The sequence below is a fragment of the Natrinema sp. LN54 genome (genome assembly GCF_052439245.1).
Classification (GTDB): domain Archaea; phylum Halobacteriota; class Halobacteria; order Halobacteriales; family Natrialbaceae; genus Natrinema; species Natrinema versiforme_A.
The window spans coordinates 321254-340797 of record NZ_JBQVRP010000003.1 but is presented as its reverse complement, the minus strand read 5'-3'; the positions used below and the strand labels follow the sequence as shown (position 1 = coordinate 340797).

Annotated in this window: 17 protein-coding genes and 1 pseudogene; 8 read left to right on the top strand and 10 right to left on the bottom strand. The window is 67.2% G+C overall.

From position 1 onward, the window contains the following. Nucleotides 1-2 precede the first annotated feature (2 nt). The 4 genes from ACT4ML_RS10965 to ACT4ML_RS10950 all read right to left on the bottom strand — a co-directional run bounded on the left by ACT4ML_RS10965 (nucleotide 3) and on the right by ACT4ML_RS10950 (nucleotide 5420). Entirely contained in the window at nucleotides 3-1364 is a 1362-nt protein-coding gene (locus ACT4ML_RS10965; protein WP_444720902.1) for an oxidoreductase, read from the bottom strand. A 75-nt stretch (nucleotides 1365-1439) separates the two neighbouring features. After that, nucleotides 1440-1952: a KEOPS complex subunit Cgi121 gene (gene cgi121 / locus ACT4ML_RS10960; protein ID WP_444720901.1), complete on the bottom strand. Its 513-nt coding sequence runs from the start codon at nucleotides 1950-1952 to the stop codon at nucleotides 1440-1442. Next, on the bottom strand, nucleotides 1952-4315 hold the full coding sequence (locus tag ACT4ML_RS10955; RefSeq protein WP_444720900.1) for an ATP-dependent DNA helicase: 2364 nt from the start codon (nucleotides 4313-4315) through the stop codon (nucleotides 1952-1954). The genes cgi121 and ACT4ML_RS10955 overlap by 1 nt, the downstream gene beginning before the upstream one ends. A gap of 166 nt (nucleotides 4316-4481) precedes the next feature. Then, on the bottom strand, nucleotides 4482-5420 hold the full coding sequence (locus ACT4ML_RS10950) for a class I SAM-dependent methyltransferase (RefSeq protein ID WP_444720899.1): 939 nt from the start codon (nucleotides 5418-5420) through the stop codon (nucleotides 4482-4484). Between the two features lie 114 nt (nucleotides 5421-5534). Between ACT4ML_RS10950 and ACT4ML_RS10945 the strand changes: the two genes are divergently transcribed. Beyond that, a complete protein-coding gene (locus ACT4ML_RS10945; protein ID WP_444720898.1) occupies nucleotides 5535-5780 on the top strand; it encodes a ferredoxin in 246 nt (81 codons plus the stop codon). A 63-nt stretch (nucleotides 5781-5843) separates the two neighbouring features. Here ACT4ML_RS10945 and mdh read toward each other — a convergent pair whose 3' ends face one another. Then, nucleotides 5844-6758 (bottom strand): malate dehydrogenase, encoded by a 915-nt coding sequence (gene mdh / locus ACT4ML_RS10940; RefSeq protein ID WP_444720897.1) that lies wholly within the window; start codon nucleotides 6756-6758, stop codon nucleotides 5844-5846. 236 nt (nucleotides 6759-6994) lie between these two features. On the opposite strand from mdh, the gene ACT4ML_RS10935 reads away from it, so the two are divergent. From ACT4ML_RS10935 to ACT4ML_RS10920, 4 genes are all read left to right on the top strand, one after another. Then, a complete protein-coding gene (locus ACT4ML_RS10935; RefSeq protein ID WP_444720896.1) occupies nucleotides 6995-7471 on the top strand; it encodes a TIGR00725 family protein in 477 nt (158 codons plus the stop codon). 71 nt (nucleotides 7472-7542) lie between these two features. Then, a complete protein-coding gene (locus ACT4ML_RS10930; RefSeq protein ID WP_444720895.1) occupies nucleotides 7543-8229 on the top strand; it encodes a helix-turn-helix domain-containing protein in 687 nt (228 codons plus the stop codon). A gap of 239 nt (nucleotides 8230-8468) precedes the next feature. Continuing rightward, on the top strand, nucleotides 8469-9221 hold the full coding sequence (locus tag ACT4ML_RS10925) for an Sjogren's syndrome/scleroderma autoantigen 1 family protein (protein ID WP_444720894.1): 753 nt from the start codon (nucleotides 8469-8471) through the stop codon (nucleotides 9219-9221). Between the two features lie 375 nt (nucleotides 9222-9596). Continuing rightward, nucleotides 9597-10454: a phosphatase PAP2 family protein gene (locus ACT4ML_RS10920; RefSeq protein ID WP_444720893.1), complete on the top strand. Its 858-nt coding sequence runs from the start codon at nucleotides 9597-9599 to the stop codon at nucleotides 10452-10454. Between the two features lie 71 nt (nucleotides 10455-10525). Here ACT4ML_RS10920 and ACT4ML_RS10915 read toward each other — a convergent pair whose 3' ends face one another. After that, complete coding sequence (locus ACT4ML_RS10915) at nucleotides 10526-12976, bottom strand: DEAD/DEAH box helicase (protein ID WP_444720892.1); 2451 nt, start codon at nucleotides 12974-12976, stop codon at nucleotides 10526-10528. A gap of 123 nt (nucleotides 12977-13099) precedes the next feature. On the opposite strand from ACT4ML_RS10915, the pseudogene ACT4ML_RS10910 reads away from it, so the two are divergent. Beyond that, nucleotides 13100-13598: pseudogene (locus ACT4ML_RS10910) on the top strand (TspO/MBR family protein). A gap of 36 nt (nucleotides 13599-13634) precedes the next feature. On the opposite strand, the gene ACT4ML_RS10905 reads toward ACT4ML_RS10910, so the two are convergent. From ACT4ML_RS10905 to ACT4ML_RS10890, 4 genes are all read right to left on the bottom strand, one after another. After that, nucleotides 13635-14807, bottom strand: coding sequence for an MFS transporter (locus ACT4ML_RS10905; RefSeq protein WP_444720891.1), 1173 nt, complete (start codon nucleotides 14805-14807; stop codon nucleotides 13635-13637). A 168-nt stretch (nucleotides 14808-14975) separates the two neighbouring features. Continuing rightward, nucleotides 14976-15560: a dolichol kinase gene (locus ACT4ML_RS10900; RefSeq protein ID WP_444720890.1), complete on the bottom strand. Its 585-nt coding sequence runs from the start codon at nucleotides 15558-15560 to the stop codon at nucleotides 14976-14978. Between the two features lie 126 nt (nucleotides 15561-15686). Then, nucleotides 15687-17471 (bottom strand): glycine--tRNA ligase, encoded by a 1785-nt coding sequence (glyS, locus tag ACT4ML_RS10895; RefSeq protein WP_444720889.1) that lies wholly within the window; start codon nucleotides 17469-17471, stop codon nucleotides 15687-15689. Continuing rightward, nucleotides 17464-18318 carry a CBS domain-containing protein gene (locus ACT4ML_RS10890; RefSeq protein ID WP_444720888.1) on the bottom strand — a complete coding sequence of 285 codons (855 nt, stop codon included), beginning with the start codon at nucleotides 18316-18318 and terminating at the stop codon, nucleotides 17464-17466. Before ACT4ML_RS10890 ends, glyS begins: the two co-directional genes overlap by 8 nt. A gap of 132 nt (nucleotides 18319-18450) precedes the next feature. Between ACT4ML_RS10890 and ACT4ML_RS10885 the strand changes: the two genes are divergently transcribed. Both ACT4ML_RS10885 and ACT4ML_RS10880 read left to right on the top strand, forming a co-directional pair. Continuing rightward, nucleotides 18451-18612, top strand: a complete 162-nt coding sequence (locus ACT4ML_RS10885; RefSeq protein WP_444720887.1) for a DUF7556 family protein — start codon at nucleotides 18451-18453, stop codon at nucleotides 18610-18612. A 265-nt stretch (nucleotides 18613-18877) separates the two neighbouring features. Further along, on the top strand, nucleotides 18878-19390 hold the full coding sequence (locus ACT4ML_RS10880; protein ID WP_444720886.1) for a hypothetical protein: 513 nt from the start codon (nucleotides 18878-18880) through the stop codon (nucleotides 19388-19390). Nucleotides 19391-19544: the final 154 nt, after the last annotated feature.

Here is a 19544-nt window from a genome sequence, read left to right as displayed (position 1 = left end):
CGTCACGGCTCGGAGCGGTCGTACGCCCCCTCCCGCTCGAGGTCGCCCCGCTTGCGTAGCACAGCAGGCGTCCGGCAGATCCCCGGCGCGCCGGTCACCTGCGGTACCGTACAGTTGTTGCAACTTTCACAGAGCACGCGCGGATTTTCGGTCTCGGACTCAGTCTCGAGCAGCCGCGCCCCGAGCCGCGGTTCGGCGTAGAAGGGCCGGGCCATGCCGACCATATCGCAGGCCGGTGTCTCGGGATTCTCACTCTTGTTGATCGCACCTCCCAATAGCTGGTCCATCTCTTCGCGCTCGCGAATACCACCTTCTGCCAGCACAGGAATCGAAACCTGCTCGCGAACCCGCCGACAGAAGTCGGCGTTCCACGCGGGTTCGAAATCGTACTGCAGCGACTGAATTCGGTTGGCCAACGAGACGAGTCGCTTTCGCGCCGCGCCGCCGAACGCCGCGTCGTACTCCGCTTGCAGCCCCTCGTTGGTCCACGCCCGCTCGGGGTACTCCCCGCGGACGATGCTCATGTCCCAGACGACCGATGTCTGAACCGGAACGACCGCGTCGTAACCGATTTTCTCGAGTCGGCGAGCGATTTCGACGCCGTCCTCGAGCGACAGCTTTCGACGGACGACCGGCCGCGGCGGCGCCGGGGTCTCTGCCGGGACCTTGGTCAGCAGGGGCACGTCGCCGGCGCGGTCGCGGATCTCGTCGTGGACGACCGCGAGGAACTGCAGGCGGGCCTCGGGCGAGCCACCGAACTCGTCGTCGCGGCGGTTGTAAAACGGCGAGAGGAACTGCTGGACGATCCCCATATTTGCCCCGGCGAGGTGGACCCCGTCGTAGCCCGCCTCGACGGCGCGGGCCGCCGCGCGCCCGAAATCCGCCGCGAGCTCGTACACCTCCGCGGTCGTGAGGACGTGCGGATCGTACTCGAGGAACCCAAGTCGGTCGAGCAGCCGCAACTGCCACGGTGGCTCCGAGACGGCGAGTTGCTCGAGGTCAGGGTTCTCCGCGCGGTATTCGGCGTGCCACGTCTCCATGCTCCGGAGGCCGCCGTGCTCGAGTTGGACGACGATCCGGCTCCCGTGGTCGTGGATCCGATCGGTCAGTCGCGACAGTTGCGAGACGAACGCGGGATCGTGGACGCGGGTCATCCCCGGCGCGGCACAGCCGCCGTCGCCGCGGACGATCGTCGCGCCCTGACAGATGAGTCCGACACCCGACGCCGCCGCGGGCTCTAAGTCGTCGATCAGCGCGTCGACCGCGTCGGGGCCGTTGCCGGCACACTCGAGCAGCGGCGCACGATACAGCCGATTCGGGACTGTCATACCGCCGATCTCGAGCGGGTCCTCGGGGGTGGCCATAGCTAGATGTCGGCAGGGTCGCACAAGAGCGTGGCGTCGACTCTCTCGAGTCGCGGCGGCTGCTCGCTCTGCCGGCTACTTTTTGACTTCGAGCAGCGCGACTCGCTCGCGAACCAGCGCCGACAACGACGCGTCGGTGGCCGCCCGTTCGGCCGCGGGAATCTCGAAGAACTCACAGAGCGTCTCGGTATCCCGCGTCTCGAGGGTCGACGCTCGCCCTTCGAACGCCTCGAGGCGTTCGACCGCGTCGAGTGCGGCCGCTTCGTCGGCGTCGCCGTTCCCATCGTCGTCGACGAGCACGACCGCCCGGGTCTCGCCCTCGCCGACGCCCATCTCGAGGGCGCGGTCGATCTGTCGGCGACCGGCGGCGTACAGCAGGATCTCGACGGCGCGGTCCCGGGCGACGTTCTCGCCGCGTTCGATGGCGCGGTCGGCGAACTCGACGGCCCGCTCGAGGTGCCGTCGATCGGCGACGTAGCGGGCGTCGAACGCTTGAATCGTCACGCCGTTGCGGTCGTCGATCTCGCCGAGGTCGGCCACGAACGCGTCCAGATCGCCGATCTCGAGGCGGCAGTCCAGTAGCTCCATCAGAAATCACCCAGACTCGCCTGACTGTCGTCTTCCGTCGGCGTCTCCTCCGCCGTTCCCTCGGTCGCCGTACCGTCGCTCGAGTTCGCCGCCGTCGTGTCACTGCTGCTCGACCCCATCGATGCCGGCTCGACGCCGTCCATCGAGGGGTCCTCCCGGCCGGCGTTCTCGAGGATGGTCTCGGCCGTTTTCTCGCCTTTGAGGACGGTGAGAACGACCCCTTTGTCTGCAGTCCGGAGGTCGGCGGGTTCCTCGATTCCCGCCGCGTAGAGGCGACGGGCGCGCTTGCGGCCCACGCCGCCGACCGAGACGAGTTCGAGTAATTCCTCACTCACGCCGTGCTCGACTCGGGCACGGGCCTCGCGGACGGCGACGGTCCACTCGCTGTCGATTTCGGCGGCCAGCGACTCGGCCGCACCGAGCAGCCACTCCGCGGTGTCGACCTTGCCGCGCAGGTCGCCCGGCCCGATCTTGTACCGGTCCGTGATCCGCTCTTCGTCCGTTTCGTCGGCCCAGTCCTCGAGCAGTTTGCCCGTCTTGAGCGCGGCGAGCCAGTCCTCGAAGCGGTCTTCCTCGTACTCGCTGGGCGCGTCGCCGAGCAACTCGGCCTCGCGCTCGTAGTAGAGTTCGCCGTACTGCTCGTCCTCGCCGGAGCGCAGGTAGAGTTCGTACATGTCCGGCGTCCGCGAGACGAGGTGGTAGAGCCCCAGCGCGGTCGGACGTTCGTCGGCGTCCTCGAGGCCGTGGACGATCTCCGCGGCGCTCATCGGATCCAGATAGAGCCGCGAGACGGTGTGACCGAGGCTGGTCGCCTCGAGTTCCTCGTCGCGGCCGCCGCTCTCGAGGTCGGCCGCGGTGGTGAACGCGCCGTCGGCGGCGCCTTCGCTGTCGTCGCTGCCCGTATCGCGCTCGATGAAATCGTTCGACTCGAGGTACTCGAGTACCGTGTCGGTGACCGTCTCGAGCCGACCCGGTTCGCTCGACTGGCTGGCGTAGAGGGTGGCCTCGAGGAACTCGAGCAGTCCCTTGCGGGTGCGAGCGAAGCCGGAGGCGATGGTCGCGAGGACGTGGGTCCGCAGGGCGGGTTCGGCCGCCAGCTTCGACCGGACCGGTTCGGGATCGGCCCAGATGTAGCGGTCGAACAGCTCCTCGCTCTCGTCGTGGCTCTTGGCGAGCAAGACGGCCTCGCCGTAGGGGTCGAGCCCCGGCCGACCCGCCCGCCCCATCATCTGGTGGACCTCGAGGACGTCCAAGGGTGCCATGCCGCCGGCGCTGGGGTCGAAGCGCCGCCAGTCGCGGACGATCACGCGGCGGGCGGGGGTATTGACCCCCGCGGCGAGCGTCGGCGTCGCCGAAATCACCTTCAGCAGCCGGTCGCGAAAGGCGTCCTCGACGAGGCTCCGCTGGCTGCTCGAGAGGCCGGCGTGGTGGAAGGCCGACCCGCGTTCGACGGCCTCGGCCAGATCCCTGCTCGTCTCGGTGTCGCTGTCGTCTCGGATCTCGTCGGCCAGTGCCGCGAGTTCGGTCTGCTCCTCGGCGGTCAGTTCGTTCCGCGAGACCTGTCCTAATCGCCGCGCGGCGGCCTCGGCGTTCCGCCGGGAGTTGACGAACACGAGCGAAGACCCCTCTTCCTGCAGGATATCGCGGACGAGCGCGGCCTCTTGCTTTTCGCTGCCGTCGACGGGCACCTCCCGGGTCGAGCCGTCGTCGAAGTTCAGGGCGTTGCCGTAGTGGACTCCCATCTGGAGGTCGATCGGCCGCCAGTCGGTGTCGACCAGCGCGGCGTCGAGCCAGTCGGCGATCTCGTCCGCGTTGCCGACCGTCGCCGAGAGCGCGACGACCTGCATCCGCGGGTTGAGCTTCCTGAGTTTGGCGAGGGTCACCTCGAGCGTCGGCCCTCGATTCCGGTCGTCGATCAGGTGGACCTCGTCCGAGACGACGCAGGTGAGATCCGAGAGCCAGTCGGCTCCGTTTCGCACGAGCGAGTCGACCTTCTCGCTCGTGGCGACGACGATGTCCTTCGTCGCGAGCCAGTCGCTGGTACTCTCGTAGTTGCCGGTCGTGACCCCCGTCGTCACGCCGAACTGCTCGTAGGCCTCGAACTCCGCTTTCTTCTCGCTGGCGAGCGCTCGCAGGGGGACGATGTAGAGCGCCTTCCCGCCGCGCTGGACCGCCGACAGCATCGACAGCGCGGCGATCATCGTCTTCCCGCTGGCGGTGGGGACGGCGGCCACGAGGTTCTCGCCCTCGGTCGCCCCGGCCTCGACCGCCTCGGCTTGGGGCGGGTAGAGCTCCTCGATGCCCTCGCTCCGGAAGTGGTCGACGGCACCGGGCGGGAGCCCCGTCAGCTCCTCGGTATTCATTATCCGCCCTTGGCGCGTCCCGCGGTTTAAACTATCGTCTCGAGGGCTCGGCGGCGTTCGGCGACGCGCTCGGGAGACGAACGATCGGCGGCGCCCACCGAGGTAACGCGACCATCTCGGCCCGCACGACGGTCCTCTCGAGCCGTCGCGCTGGCGTCTCCGAGGCTCACTCCCCTTTCGCCAGCGACGCGATATAGCGGCCGGCCGATCCCGGGCGACGAACGTCGGTCACGAGCCACGGCGTGTCGATTGTCGCCTCGCGCAGGCGGGCCGGTGAACACAGAAGAAACTGCAGGGTTCGGCCGACTATCCGACCGCGCTCGCCGCTCTCGTCGGCAGACTCGTACTCGAGGTGGAAACACCGGTGGGCGATCCCCGATCGGGGATCAGATCGGTAGCCGAGGAAGTCGTCGCCCACCCGCGACGGATCGTAGTTGTCGACGACGGCCACCCCCTCGTCGCCGGTGACGCGGGCGAATTCACCGAGCAACTCGCGGATGCCGGCTAGCGACCGGCCGAGCCCGATCTGGGTGCCGACGGCGTGGACGGCCCCGAACGCGCCCAGCTCGATCGGGAGATCGAACATGTCGCCGACAAAAACGTCCTCGAGTCCGCGCTCCGCGGCTTCGCTGTCTTCTCGCGGGCTGGGGGACGGCGAAGCCGTCCCGTTCGAGGCGGCATCGCCGCCTCGCAGCCCGCTCGAACGGGACGTGGAGCGTTGCTCCACGCAACTTCGCCTCGAGGTCCTGCGGACCTCGCACCGCTCCCGGGCCGTCAGGACGGCGTTCGGGCTCGCGTCGACGCCGGTGGCTTCGACCCCGCGATCGGCCCACCACAGGAGGTGTTTCCCCGCTCCGCAGCCCGCGTCGAGGACCGGTTCGGCGTCTGCGAGTCGCTCCAGTCGGTCGATCGTCTTCGCCTCCCACGACTCAGGGCTCGAGAAGTAGAACTCGGCGACGTTGCCGTCCTGTGTCTCTGCCCCGTCGCGATAGGTCAACCGTCCCGGCTCGTCCCGCCAGTGTGCGAGCATCGCCCGTCCCAGCGGGTCCGCTCGAGTAAACTGTCGGTTCGGTTCCGCGGACGACTCGGTCCGATCCCGCGCCATGTTCGTGTCGATACCGCCCTCGATAATAGATCTGTGCTGACAAATGGTTCCGACTAACACACCACACGGTCGACGACCGCTAACGATTTACCGCGATCGACCGAACCTCCGGCCATGAAAGTCGAATTCGACGAGGACACCTGTATCGGGATGTTCCAGTGCGTCGCGGAGTGGGACGCCTTCGAGAAGGACAAATCGAAGGGGAAAGCGATCCTCGCCGACAGCGAGGAAGTCGAGGACGGGATGTTCGTCCGCGAGGTCCCCGAGGGCGCGGAACTCGACGCGAAGTTCGCCGCCCGATCCTGCCCCGTGGACGCGATCGTCATCTACGACGACGAGGGCGAGCAACTGATTCCGTAACGACGACTCGAGCGGCGCGAGAAAGAACGAAAGACGGCTACTGTCTCGGTCTCGGAACGCCGTCTACGAGATTTTGTCGTACTGTTCGGAAAGCTTCTCGGCGGCCTCGCCGAGCTGGTTGCGCTCGAACTCGGTTAAGTCCCACTCGACGATCTCCTCGACGCCGTCGGAGCCCAGCTTCACGGGGACGCCGAAGGCGGTGTCCTCGTGGCCGAACTCGCCCTCGAGTTTCACGCTGCCGGGGAGCACTTCGCCGGTGTCGCGCAGGATGGCCTCGACCATGTGGCCGACGCCGGTCGCCGGCCCCCACTGGGTCGCGCCCTTCTTCTCGATGACGTTCATCGCCGAGGTCTGGAGCTCTTCGAGCAGGTCCTCGCGCTCGTCCTCGTCGAACTCGGGGTCCTGCCCGTTGACGCGGACCTTGGAGAAGACGGGGACCTGCGCGTCGCCGTGTTCGCCGAGGATCGTCGCGTCGACGTTCTGGACCGGCGCGTCGAAGCGCTTGGAGATCACGTAGCGAAAGCGAGCGGAGTCGAGCCGGCCGCCGAACCCGATCACCTTCTCGCGGGCGCGGTCGCCCGTCTCGTAGAGGTGGCGGTTCAGTAGGTCGACGGGGTTCGATGTCGTCACCGTGATGAAGTCGTCGTTGTGCTCGGCGATCGAGGAGCCGATGTCCTCCATGATCGGGGCGTTGTCGCCTGCCAGATCGATCCGCGTCTGGCCCGGCTGGCGCGGGATTCCGGCCGTGATGACGACGACGTCCGAGCCTTCGGTGTCCTCGTAGCCGCCCTGTCGGATCGTCGTGTTCGAGTCGTAGGCCGCGCCGTGGTTGGCGTCGGCGGCCTGTCCGATCGTGTCGTCTTCCTTGTCCGGAATGTCCACGAAGACGAGCTCGTCCGCGATGTCCCGAAGCGCGATGTTGTAGCCCGCAGCGGCCCCGACGGTGCCGGCCGCGCCGACCACGCTAACTTTCGTCATACCGCGTAATGCTTCCCCATCCCACACGTTAAATCCGTCGAAACCTCTGACTTCGAACCGGTTCGGCGAGAAATATTTCGACGACTGTCGTATCGCGTCCCGATCTCGACGGGCCGATGCGCTGACTCGACCGCGCGGTTCGATGTCTCACCTCCGAAACAGGGAAGCGGTTCTCCGTCGACCCGCTGTGGCTCGAGACCGAACCGATCATGATCGGCGCTCACGCCTCTCCGTGTATGCGCGTCAGCGTCATCGGCGGCGGAACGATCACGGACGAACAGGCGGCCCGCGCGGAAGCCGTCGGGCGGGAACTCGGCGCTCGAGGCCACACGGTCGTCTGTGGCGGCCGCGGCGGCACGATGGCGGCGGTCTGTCGCGGCGCCAAGGCGGCGGGGGGCACGACCATCGGGATCCTGCCGAGCGAGCGCCGCGAGCAGGCCAACGACTACGTCGACGTGGCGATCGCGACCGGGCTCGGCCACGCCCGGAACGCGCTCGTCCCGCTGAACGGCGACGCGGTCATCGCGCTCACCGGCGGCGTCGGCACCCTCTCGGAGATCGGCTTCGCCGGCATCTACGACCGCCCCGTCGTCGGCCTCGAGACTCACGACGTCTCCGAACTCGGCATCGATCACGCGCTCGAGATCGAGCCCGTCGAGACGCCGGCGGCAGCGGTCGACGCGGTCGAGGCGGCGCTCGAGCGTCGTTCCTGAACGGGCGTCCGGCGGGTCCGAGCGGCGATCAGATGGAACTGATATAGCTGCGGAACTGACTACCGGCCGGTATGGGGCTCGTGGCCGAATTCGACATCTCCTGTGAGCAGCTTCCGCTCGTCAGCGTCGCAGCGGCCGTGCCGGACGCGGCGCTAACGCTCGAGTTACAGTACAATCACGGCGAGCGGCCGCCGTTTCTCGCTACCGTGACCGGTGGCTCGCCGACCGCGATCGAACGCACCCTCGACGACGCCGTCGATGTCGCCGAGTGGACGCTGGTGGGTGAAGCCGGCGACACGCGGCGCTATCAGGCGTTACCGGCGCTCAGCTTCGAGGAGCAACTCGGGGCTCACCTCGACGATCTCGAGGGGCTGAAGGCGCTTGCGACGGCCGACGCCATCATCGAACGGATCGAAGTGACTAGCGAGGGGTGGACGCAGACCGGCTGGTTCGCCGACCGAACGGCGTTCGACGCGTTCCGAGAGTTCTGGCAGCGCAACGACTATTTCCGGCTCCGTCGGCTCACTCGAGACGGTGACCCCGAACCGCCCGGCGACGGGCTCACCGATCCCCAGCGCGAGGCGCTTCGGACGGCCTACGAACTGGGCTATTTCGGCGTTCCGCGGGGTGCGTCGCTCGAGGACGTCGCGGCGGAATTGGGCGTTTCGGCGTCGTCGGTCTCCGAACGCCTGCGCCGCGCCCAGACGCGACTCATCGAGGAGTCGGTCGCCACGATGTGGCCGCCGCTGCACCACTGAGGGCGTCGGTCACGTCGGTATCCAGACGACACCCGACCGGGTCGCGACGGAGCGTCGGACCTTCCGGCAGGAGCAACCGTCACGGGCTTGATCGGCGCTCGGACTGTACCTCGCTTTCGAGGATGTATCGTCGAACTGCGTAGCGCTCCGCTCGCCGGCGTTCGGGTGCCGCAGCGTCGACCGTTCGTCCACCCGGCCCCTTCGCAGCTTTTTCGACGGTCCGCCGCCTCTAGACGAATATGAGCGACTTCGACAAGGAAGCCGAGCGCGAGAAACTTCGCGAGAAGTACGAACAGGACAAGGAAGAGCGCGAGGCGACCCAGCGGATGAGCGACCTGCTGCTCAAGGGCGCGACGATGACCAACGCCCACTGTGGTACCTGCGGCGACCCGCTCTTTCAGGAGAACGGCACCACCTTCTGTCCCAGCTGTCACGGGAACCCCGACGCCGTCCAGGGCACCGACCTCGAGGCCCAGCCGGCCGAGGGAGGACAAGCGGGGGCGGCCGACGACGGTGCCGACGCCACGGCGACGGCTCCCGATCAGGCGGATCCAAACCCACCGGCCGACTCTACAGCCGATATCGAGTCGGGGTCCGGGTCGGGGAACACCGGCCGCGCTGACTCCGCGGTCGACGTCGAGCCGACGACCGATCCCGCGTCGGCGACCGGCCAGCGAACCGACGAGCGAGCGCAGTCGACGCGAACTGACGCGGACGCCTCGAACGCTGCGACCGACGATCGACAGCCGCGCTCGACGGCCCGGCCGAACGCCGCGAACGCCGCCGACACCGATTCCGCACGATCCTCCCGCCGCGCCCCCGCTTCGAGTCCGCCGTCGGTCGACGGCGACCTCGAGGCCGCCCGCGACGCGCTCGTCCGGAGCCTCGAGAAGTTCGCCGAAGAGGCCGCCGCGACGGACGATCCCCACTACGCGACGGAGTGTCTCGAGGCGGCCCGTGAGGCCGGCGAGGCGCTGTCGACGCTGCGCTGACGGCGGGTAACGCCGATCTGCGCTGTTGTGTCGCCCGATCGGGTACGCAACCGGTGGTGCTTCAATTCCGATTATATCCGCTGTTCTCCCGGATATCGGACCCGTCACTCGAAACCAGCGTCGCGTTCGACTCGAGTGTCACGCCAGACCAATAGATATAAATTAAATTAAACTACACGTATCGATAACGGACATGCGGTGCTGGGTCGCCACATGGCGGACACCGGATGCGACGACGCCGGTTCCGAGGGTGACTGGACGGGTCGTCCAGTCTCTCGGAACGGTTCATCGCCCTCCCGCGATATCCGGTTCCGCGGCCACCAGACCAACGGCTCGCGACCGCTTGCTACCCTGACTCATGGAGGACCCCTACTGATGGCACTGGGCTACGTCACGTTCATCACGGCGGCGATCGTCTGCATCGGCATCGGAGTCACCTGTACCCTCTGTGTCTCCCCCTCGGCGTTCCGTCGAACGGCCGCTGATCTCAAGAATCGTATCCGCACCGTCGCGCCGTACGTCGGGGTTACGGTGCTGGTGTTGCTGTTCAAACGGTTCACGCACGAACCCCGTCTGGAACTCTCGTATGCGCTCGATTGGGATATCACCGAGGAGATTTACGCCGTCGAAGGACTGTTCGTCGCCCACCTGCAGACGATCGTCCCCGACGCCCTGATCGGGTTCTTCTCCGCGATGTACATGTTCGGGTTCCCGTACCTGCTGGTGACTGCACTCGTGCTCTACTTCCTGTTGCCGACCCAGCGTCACTTCAAGGAGCTACTGATCGCCTACGCGCTCAACGCCGCGGCCGGGTCGCTCTTCTACACGCTGTTTATCGCCTACGGCCCGCGCAATCACCTGTCGGCCGTCAGCGGACTGATGTACGAGTTCTACCCGCAGACGCAGGAACTCACGGCGGAGGTCTCGGCGAACACGAACGTGTTCCCGTCACTGCACACGTCGCTCGTGGTCATCGTCGCGCTGTTCGCGTGGCGGTCGCGTCGGGTCTACCCGCGGTGGTTCTCGATATCGTCGGTCGTGGCGACCCTCGTCGTCATCTCCACGATGTATCTTGGCATCCACTGGTTAGTGGACGTCCTCGCGGGCGTCGTCCTCGGGATCTGGTGTGTCCTCACCGCCGAACGGCTCGTCGCTCGCGCGGAGGGCGAGGCCGACCGCGTTTCCACCCCCGACGACGGCGAGGAGAGCATCGCGTCCGATATCAGCGATTGACCTGCGCCGAGCCGGGTCGGAGCCATCGTCCGATCTCCGTTCGGTTCCCTCGAGCCGATCGCGATCGCCGACTACCCCGTATACTCGCTTCCGATGACCTCTCGGATGCGCTCGGCGGTCACCGTCCCGACGCCGTCGGCCGCCTGTAACTCGTCCTCGCTCGCGATCATCACCTCCTCGACGGTGCCGAACTCGTCGAGCAGCGACCGCGCGGTGACGGGGCCGATCTCGGCGATCGAGGCGACGACGTACTCCTGTTGCTCGCTCAGTGTCTTGCTGCCCTTCTCGCCGTGGACCGACACCTCCCGGTCGGCGGTCTCCTGTTCGCGACCGCCGATCACCGCCAGGAGGTCGGTCGTGTCGTCCTCGCTCTCGGTCCGCAGGACGCTCGCGCCGAAGTCGACGGCGAGACTCGAGAGCGCGCCCCGGACCGCGTTCGGGTGGATGTCCCGCTGTTCGTACAGCCCCTCGCCCTCGACGACGACGATCGGGCGCGAGTAGTGGCGGGCCATCGCGCCGACCTGCTCGAAGACAGACCGGTCGCCCCCGACCAGCGAGTCCACGAAGTCTGCGACGGATTTGCGCTCGACGACGACCCGATCCGACAGCACGTAGTCGCCCACGTCGAGCGTCTCGAGGCGCACATCGATCTCCTCGCGTCTCGAGAGGTCCCGCGCGATGTTGGCGTCCATCTCGCGCTGGTCGGCGACGATTTCCACCGTGTCTCCCTCGGCGTGGGGTTCGTGGGTCTCGACCCCGTCGTCGGCTCCGTCAGCGTCGCCGTCGTCGTCCGCCTCGCCGCTCGAGTTTTCAGGGACGAACTCCTGCAGGCCGGGCCGATCCTCGACCCCCTCGCTTCCGCTGGAAGACTCGCCGACGGCGTCGCCTTCGCCGCCGTTTCCGTCCACTTTCACTCCGCTCTCGCCGTCGCCGAAATCGGCCAGCGACTGCTGGGAGTCGTCGAGTTCCTCGGCGAGTTCGTCGGCCATCCCTTTCAGTTCCCGCAGTTCGTTTTCCATCTCCTTCTCGCGGCGGCGCGAGATCCAGAAGTAGGCCTCGTCGCGGGTGTCTTCGGCCATCAGAACGACGACGCGACCCTCGGACTGGCGGCCGGTTCGGCCCTTTCGCTGGATCGATCGGATCGCGGTCGGGACGGGCTCGTAGAAGAGCACGAGGTCGACCTCCGGCACGTCCAGTCCCTCCTCGGCGACCGACGTGGAGACGAGCACCTCGAACTCGCCCGCGCGGAACTCGTCTAACACTTCCTGTTGCTGGTTCTGGGTCATACCGTCCGACCCCTCGCGGTCGCCCTGCCCGACGAACCGCTTCGCGTCGAAGCTCTCCGAGAGGAAGTCCGTCAGCGCCTCGGCCGTGTCGCGGGACTCGGTGAAGACGATCACCCGATCACCGCCCTCGAGGCCAAGCGTCTCGGCGAGCAGCATGCGCGCCTTGCTGTACTTGGGGTGGATCTCGTCGAAGCTCTCGGCCTTGCGCATGGCCTCGCGCACCCGCGGATCGGAGACCATCCGCTGGCTCGCCTTCGACGCGCCCGACGATCGGGCCTGATTGCGCTGGCGCTCGAAGTAGCGACGCAGCGCCTCGACGCTCTGGGTCTCGACGAGGGTGACGGCCTGCCGGAGTTTCATCACTTCCGCGTGAATGGACATCCCCTCGAACCCCTCGGACTGGTCGTTGTTGATCAACTCCTGCAGTTCGGCCCGCATCCGATTCAGGTCCTTCTGGGACTGATCGGGCTGGGTCGAACTCGCGACGCCGAGTTCCTTGAGCTTCTCGAGGCGCTCTTTGATCACCTCGTTCAGCGCGTCCCGGATCTCGAGGACCTCCTCGGGGAGGTCGATCCGCTCCCACTCGACGTCGGTGTCGTGGGTGAACTCGTCGACGTCGGCGTCCTCCTCGGTCATCACCTCGACTTCGTCCAGCCCGAGGTTCTCACAGACCTCGAGGATGGCCTCCTCGTCGCCGCCGGGCGAGGCCGACATCCCGGTGACGAGCGGCCGCTTCGCGTCGGCGTGGTAGCGCTCGGCGATGTAGTTGTAGGCGTAGTCGCCGGTCGCGCGGTGGCACTCGTCGAAGGTAATGTGGGTCACGTCCGACAGCGAGACGCGGGAGCCGACGAGATCGTTCTCGATCACCTGCGGCGTCGCCATCACGACCGTCGCCGACTCCCACATCGCGGCGCGGTCCTCGGGACTCACGTCGCCCGTGAAGACGACGATCTCCTCATCGGGGATCTGCAGCGCTTCGCGATAGAAATCCGCGTGCTGCTGGACGAGGGGCTTGGTCGGGGCGAGCATCAGGGACTTGCCGCCGACCTCCTCGAGTCGCCGCGCCGTGACGAGCAGGCTCACCGTCGTCTTCCCGAGCCCGGTGGGGAGACAGACGAGCGTGTGGTGGTTCGCCGCCGTGCCGGCGAGTTTCAACTGGTAGAGTCGCCGCTCGAGAAAGTCGGGCTCGAGAAGGGGGTGCTCGATAGACGCGATTTCCTCGTCCGTCGTAGCCATTACCGGCCGTTCACCGCCGCCGCGAATAAGGGTTCCCGTACCGCGGTGGAAGTGGTCTCGCGGGTCGACGGGGTCGGGTGCGCCGAGAGGGGAGTATACGTCCGTCGCTGCCGTAGGTGTCGTATGGAAACCCGGCCGATCACCCGTCGCCTCCCCGACGGCGGATCCCTCCTGACCGCACCGGTTTCGTCCTACTGGTCAACCTCGTCGGCGCAGCGCCGAGCGTCGTCTCCTCGCCCGACACGCCGTGGTTTCGCGCCCTCGAGAAGCCGTGGTTCTACCCGCAACGATCGCGTTCCCGGTCGTCTGGACGCTGCTGTTCACCCTGCTCGGCGTCGCCGTCTGGCTCGTCTGGCGGAGCGACGCCGACGGCCGCCACCTCGCGCTAGGGTTGTTCGTCGTGCAGATGGCGTTCAACGTCGCGTGGACGCCCGCCTTTTTCGCGCTCGAGGCACCGCTTCTCGCGCTCGGCGCCATCGTCGCGCTCTGGGGACTCGTCGTCGGCACGATCGTCGCGTTTCGGCGGGTCGACGCGCGCGCTGCGGCGTTGCTGGTCCCCTACCTCGCGTGGGTGACGTTCGCGGCCGTACTCAATTTCGATATCTGGCGGTTGAACGCCTGACGGCCACGTAAACGGCCCATCTGAACTCCGAAACGGTTATTGCTCCGACAGCGGCGGGAGCCACCACGTCAACACCACCGCGACGGCGACGAGCCCGGCCAGCACGAGATACGCCTCGTCGAAGTAGTCCCGATCGGCGAGCGCGCCGAACAGCACCGGGCTCATCGCCCCGACGGTCATGTAGACGGTCCGCAGGAAGCCCAGTCCCGTCCCCTGCATGTCCGCCGGAAACGCCGCGGTCATGTACGGCAGCGTGATCGTCCCGTAGCCGAGGATGCTCGAGAGAAAGGCGGTCCCGACGACGAGGGGCCAAAAGCCCTCGAGCAAGGGAAGCGCGACCAGCGACGCGGCGGCGACGCCCAGCACGGGCGGCAGCGCTTTCCGAATGCCGAACCGGTCGTACAGTCGTCCCGTCAGCGGCTGGACGAGGATTCCGGTCGCGAAAAAGGCGCTGAACAGCCCGGTCGCGACCCCCTCCGAAAACCCCTTGACCTCGATCAGATAGGTCGGGTAGAAGCCCGTAAACGACTGCCAGACGCAGTAGGTCAGGATCTGGATCGCGGCCACGGTGACGATTTCGGGCCGGCGGAGCTCCCTGCCGACGTAGCGGACCGTCTCGAGGGAGACGCTGTCGACGGCACTTTCCGCATTCGAGGTGCGCCCGGGGACGGCGAGACGGAGGCCGATCGCCACGAGCGCGAACGCCGGCACCGCGAGGCCGAACCCGTACTGCCACGCGAACGCCGAGGCGATGCCGCCGGCGGCCAGCGGCAGGAGCGTGTTACCGGCCTGTCCGGCCGCCATCGTCACGCCGATCGCGGTGCCGTCGTTGTCGGGATAGATATCTGAGAGCGTCGTAAAGCGGGCGACGCCGTACAGCGCCGTTCCGAACCCGAACGCGCCGGTCGCGACGTACACCACGGGCGCGGAGCCGGCGACGGCGACCAGCCCGAGCGTTACCGCGGAGATACTCGTACTCGCGACGAGGACGTTCCCCTCACCGAACCGGTCGGCGAGCAGCCCGCCCGGAAGCTGTCCCAGCGCGTAGCAGAGCCAGAGGGCGGTCAGCAGGAAGCCGGCCGTCGTCAGGTCGAGCCCGTACGCGTCTCGGAGATACGGCAACAAGACGGGGTAGGCGAGCCGAACGCCGATCGAGAGAAACCAGCCGGCGGCGACGGCGACCAGAATGCCGCTGCGGTCGTCGGTCACGACCGATCGCACGGTCGCCAACCGGTTGCGCGTTCCCAGTAGAGACACGAGTAGATTCACCCGTTCGCCGGCGACGGCCTTGAGCGGCCCAGAACGGTACGGCCTTGCCGATATCGGAACCGGCCAGCTTGATCCGCGGTGATCTCCCGACTCGAGCTCGGCTCGGGCCTACACCGGCGCGAACTCGAGTGCGAGAAACGCTAGGCAGGCGGCGTAGATCGGGATCGTCAGGTTGTCGTCGACGATGTAGGTCCGGATCTCGAGAGTGACGCCGTCGGCAAGCGTCGCGCCGAGGGCGGCGACCAGCGCCGCCGCGATGGGCAGGAACGGGATCGCGATCACCGTCGAGACGAGAAACATCGTGCCGAGCACCTTCGGCGGCTTGACTCGTTTGAGCGTGTTGTCTGAGACCGTGCCGCTGATCGGGTCGCCAAGCGCGAGCATCAACATCGCGGGGAGGGCGATATCCGGCTCGAAGACCACCACGACGGCGGCCATGCTGATCAGGTACAGCGCGTAGGCGGCGGGGTTGTCCTGCTCGTACTCGCGGGTGAGCACGTCGTAGAGCCGCCAGTCGAGTCCGACCCGGAGCCGCAGGAACTCGAGGACGAGCGCGCCGGTCGCGAGGACGACCATGAGGACCTGAAACCGGACCCACGTGAGACCGAGCTCGAGATAGTTGGCGAGCAGATAGAGGGCGACCAGTCCCGAGCCGCTGGCGTGGACGAGTCGCCGCTTCAGTTCGTCGGCCATTATTTCGTGCCTCGAGAGAGGTGACCTTCAGTCCGTCGGTTAGTTCTCCCGAGCGCTATATACTATATAAAGGGGAGGACAGGGATCGATGGTCGTTCCGAGGAGCTGTGGCCCGATCGGTGCGGCTTACTCCTCGAGGTCCTCGAACTCGAGGTCGCCGGCCCGGATCGCCGACAGTGTCTCGGCGAGGTCGTCGATCGGCAGCCGTTTCTGGTCGGTCGAGTCGCGCTCGCGGACCGTGACGCCGCCGTCCTCCTGTTCGATGCTCTCGAAGTCCACTGTCACGCAGAAGGGCGTCCCGACCTCGTCCTGCCGGCGGTAGCGCCGGCCGATGTTGCCCGACTCATCGTAGGTGACCGACAGCCCGGCCTCTCGCAGTTCCGCAGCGATCGCCTGCGCTTCAGCCTCGAGTTCATCGTCGGTCTGGAGCGGGAAGACGCCGACGAAGGTGGGGGCGACTTCGGGCTCGAGCTCGAGGAAGGTCCGGTCTTCCCCAGAAACCTCGTCCTCGCGGTAGGCGTGGTGGAGGACAGTGTAGACGAGTCGATCCACGCCGAAGGAGGGTTCGATGACGTGGGGCGTGATGTGCTCGCCGGCCTCGGTCTGTTCCTCGACCGCGAAGCCGGTCTTTTCGACGGGGACTTCGTGGCTCTCGCCCTCGAGGTCGATCTCGACCGTGTCGCCCTCGAAGGCCTCGCGGTCGCGAGCGGCGAGGGCCTCGAGTTCGTCGACCACGGCTTGGGCGTCGCCGCCGAACTCGGGGCCGAGGTAGCTCATGTCGGGGTCGACGGTGGCGCGCTCGACGGTCTTCGGTTCGTCGTACTGCCGGAAGACGGTAAAGCGGTCGCCGGAGTGTTCGGCGTGTTTCGAGAGGTCGTAATCGCTCCGGTAGGCGAAGCCGGCCATCTCGATCCAGTTGCCGTCGATCTCGCTCTCGGCGTCCCAACAGTCCGCGGCGTAGTGGGCGCGTTCCCCCGAGAGGTGCTGGCGGAACCGGAACCGGTCCATGTCCACGCCGACCGCCTCGTACCACGGCTTGGCGACGCCGAGGAAGTAGGCGACCCACGGGCTGGTGATGACCCCCTCCCCGACGGCCTCGCCGATCGTCATCCGTACCTCCTCGCCGTCGTCGGCGTTCTGCTCGCTGGCGGGGTACAGCGTCACCTCGACGTCTTCGACCGCATCGAGGTCGGGCTCGTCTTCCTCGGGATCGATGAAGTACTCGAGTTCGGCCTGCGTGAACTCGCGGGTCCGGATGATCGAGCGTCGGGGACTGATCTCGTTGCGATACGCGCGGCCGATCTGGGTCACGCCGAAGGGGAGCTGGTTGCGCGCGTACTCCTTGAGCCGCGGGAACTCGACGAAGATGCCCTGAGCGGTCTCGGGTCGCATGTAGCCGGGGTCGGAGTCGCCGGGGCCGATGTTCGTCGCGAACATGAGGTTGAAGGTCTCGACGGCTTGGCCCGCGAGTCCCGCGCCGCAGTTCGGACAGACGAGTTCGTACTCGGCGATGACCTCCTCGACCTCGGGGATGGGGAGGCTCTCGGCGTCCTCGTACTCGGTGTTGTCCTCGACGACGTGGTCCGCGCGGTGGCTCTCGCCGCACTCCGGACACTCGACGAGCATGTCGTCGAAGCCGTCGAGGTGGCCCGAGGCTTCGAAGACGGGTTCGGGCATGATCGTCGGCGCGTCGATCTCCATGTTGCCCTCCGCGACCGCGAAGCGGTCCCGCCACGCGTCCTCGACGTTGCCCTTCAGGGCCGCCCCCTGCGGGCCGAAGGTGTAGAAGCCGCCGACGCCGCCGTACGCGCCCGACGACTGGAAGAAGTAGCCGCGCCGCTTGGCCAGTTCGACCAGTTTCTCGCTCGTCGGCTCCGCCTCGCCCGCGTCCGCCTGTGGGTCGTCACTCATACAGCGCCTCCAGTAGATCGACGTCACAGACGATGCCGACCAGTTCCTCGCCCGTGACCAGCGGAATCTGTTCGATGTCGTTGCTGATCATTCGCTGTGCGGCCTCCTGGACCGTCGTGTCCGCCGCGACCGTCACCACGTCGTCGCTCATGAACCCCCGGACCGGCCCCGCCGGGATCTCGATGTCCCGCGTGGGGAGATAGCGGCTGCCGACGGCCTTAATGCCCTCCCAGGACCACTCGTCGTCCTGATCGCCGAAGTTGTCGCCCGTCTCCTCCTCGCCCTCGACGATGCGAGCGACCTCGAGGATGTCGACCTCCGTCAAAACCCCGCTCATCCGGCCGTCGTCGTCCAGCGCGACGGTATAGGGGACGTTCGCGTAGGAGAGTTCCCGCTCGGCGACCGGCAGCGGCGCGCCCTCGTAGGTCGTGTTGACGTCTTCGCTCACGTAAGCGTCAACGGTGCCTTCGGTCTCGTGATCGCCCGCCGCGATCGCGTGGATCACGTCCGTCACCGTGATGATCCCCTCGAACTCCCCGTCGACGACCGGCACGCGGCGTGCCCCCTCCTCGACCATCGTCCGCGCGACGTCCTCGAGCGCGGTCCCGGCGGTCGTCGTCGGGACGTCTTCCTCCATCAGCATGACGAGCTGGTCCTCGTCGGGCTGGTCGATGAGCGTTTCCCGGGAGATCAGCCCCCGGTACTCGAGGCCGTCGTCGGTCGGTTTGACGACCGGGACGGACGAGAACGACTGTTCTTGCAGGTACTCGAGGATGTCCGAGCGAGTACCGGGCAGGTCGGCGGTTACCACGTCCTCGCGGGGCGTCATCGCGTCGGCCACGTTCATATCCCCACGGTACGGCGAAAATGAGTATAAACCCAGTGTTTCACACCCGATATCGGTTCGGTTTCCGACCGGTCCCGTGATCGGACAATCAAATTCGATGAATTTATATGTAGGTGGGTGTCACTCACTCACATGGCGACGAACCCCCACGCCATGACGTCCGACGAGACGATTGTCGGTTCGATCGATTCGACGGCCGTGAGCGACGAGTACGTCATCGCGGATATCTCCGCAGACGGTGCATGGATGTCCATGCAGGCGGACGACGCACCGACGCTTCCGGCCTGGCGATAACTGGGGGTGGGAAATGGGATCGTTCTGCAACGAGTCCGGTCGCGACTCCCGTCGCGGCCGGCAACGGCATACCGACAGTCGCTGCTGACGCCCGCGCGGTCCACCGTTCGTCCGTGCCGCGCGACTGGACGGCTCTGACCGCCGGACAGATCGCAGCGTACGCGTCCTCGAGCGTCGGCTCTCCGTCCGCCGACGCCGAGCCGGCGGTTCTCACCGAGGTATGTCACACCCTACCGTTTAGTGCGCTGGGCTGGTCGCGTCGTCTATGGGACGGTCTCGACCGCGACGGGAAACGGACACCTCGAGCGACGAGTTCGAGTTCGATCACGGCACGTCCCGGCCGTCCGTCGTCACGTTCCTCGCGGCGCTGGTCCCGAACGCGCTCGCCCGACGGGCCGTTTCCGTCTCCGTCGCGACCGATCAGGGTGTCTACGAGCGCGACGACCCCGTCGAAATCACCGTCGAGTTCAAGAATCGACTCCCGGTGCCCGTCGAGCTACCGACGGCCGGCCAGCGCCGCTGGGGCTGGCGCGTCGACGGCGACCTCGAGGCCAGCGACGAGCGCCGCTACACCCGCAGTCGGCCCGCGACGTTCGACTTCCGCGGCGGCGAGCGAAAGCGCGTCTCCGTGACGTGGAACGGCCGCCTCGAGCGGACGGCCGACGGGCGACACGAGTCCGTGGTTCCGGAACCGGGCGAGTATGAGGTGCGAGCGTTCGTCGCGACGCGAGAAAAGCGGACTCGGCCCGGCGATTCGACGATGATTACGATCCGCTAACGGGTCGAACGCGGTGTACGGAAGAACGGATCACGGTCGGAAGCGGGGGCGGACCGTCCCCGGACAACCGCTGCGTGGCGTCTGCAACTCGCCGTGTGATTTCGAGCCCCGATTTCGACGGGGGCAACCGGTGGTATCCGGTCGATACAGTCGG

Coding starts and splice junctions, on each gene's coding strand:
- ACT4ML_RS10935 (WP_444720896.1), top strand. CDS start 6,995: ATGCGCGTCAGCGTCATCGGCGGCGGAACGATCACGGACGAACAGGCG.
- glyS (WP_444720889.1), bottom strand. CDS start 17,471: ATGAGTGACGACCCACAGGCGGACGCGGGCGAGGCGGAGCCGACGAGC.
- ACT4ML_RS10925 (WP_444720894.1), top strand. CDS start 8,469: ATGAGCGACTTCGACAAGGAAGCCGAGCGCGAGAAACTTCGCGAGAAG.
- ACT4ML_RS10900 (WP_444720890.1), bottom strand. CDS start 15,560: ATGGCCGACGAACTGAAGCGGCGACTCGTCCACGCCAGCGGCTCGGGA.
- ACT4ML_RS10950 (WP_444720899.1), bottom strand. CDS start 5,420: ATGGCGCGGGATCGGACCGAGTCGTCCGCGGAACCGAACCGACAGTTT.
- ACT4ML_RS10965 (WP_444720902.1), bottom strand. CDS start 1,364: ATGGCCACCCCCGAGGACCCGCTCGAGATCGGCGGTATGACAGTCCCG.
- ACT4ML_RS10880 (WP_444720886.1), top strand. CDS start 18,878: ATGGGACGGTCTCGACCGCGACGGGAAACGGACACCTCGAGCGACGAG.
- ACT4ML_RS10930 (WP_444720895.1), top strand. CDS start 7,543: ATGGGGCTCGTGGCCGAATTCGACATCTCCTGTGAGCAGCTTCCGCTC.
- ACT4ML_RS10890 (WP_444720888.1), bottom strand. CDS start 18,318: ATGAACGTGGCCGACGCGATGACGCCCCGCGAGGACGTGGTAACCGCC.
- cgi121 (WP_444720901.1), bottom strand. CDS start 1,952: ATGGAGCTACTGGACTGCCGCCTCGAGATCGGCGATCTGGACGCGTTC.
- ACT4ML_RS10920 (WP_444720893.1), top strand. CDS start 9,597: ATGGCACTGGGCTACGTCACGTTCATCACGGCGGCGATCGTCTGCATC.
- ACT4ML_RS10955 (WP_444720900.1), bottom strand. CDS start 4,315: ATGAATACCGAGGAGCTGACGGGGCTCCCGCCCGGTGCCGTCGACCAC.
- mdh (WP_444720897.1), bottom strand. CDS start 6,758: ATGACGAAAGTTAGCGTGGTCGGCGCGGCCGGCACCGTCGGGGCCGCT.
- ACT4ML_RS10945 (WP_444720898.1), top strand. CDS start 5,535: ATGAAAGTCGAATTCGACGAGGACACCTGTATCGGGATGTTCCAGTGC.
- ACT4ML_RS10915 (WP_444720892.1), bottom strand. CDS start 12,976: ATGGCTACGACGGACGAGGAAATCGCGTCTATCGAGCACCCCCTTCTC.
- ACT4ML_RS10885 (WP_444720887.1), top strand. CDS start 18,451: ATGGCGACGAACCCCCACGCCATGACGTCCGACGAGACGATTGTCGGT.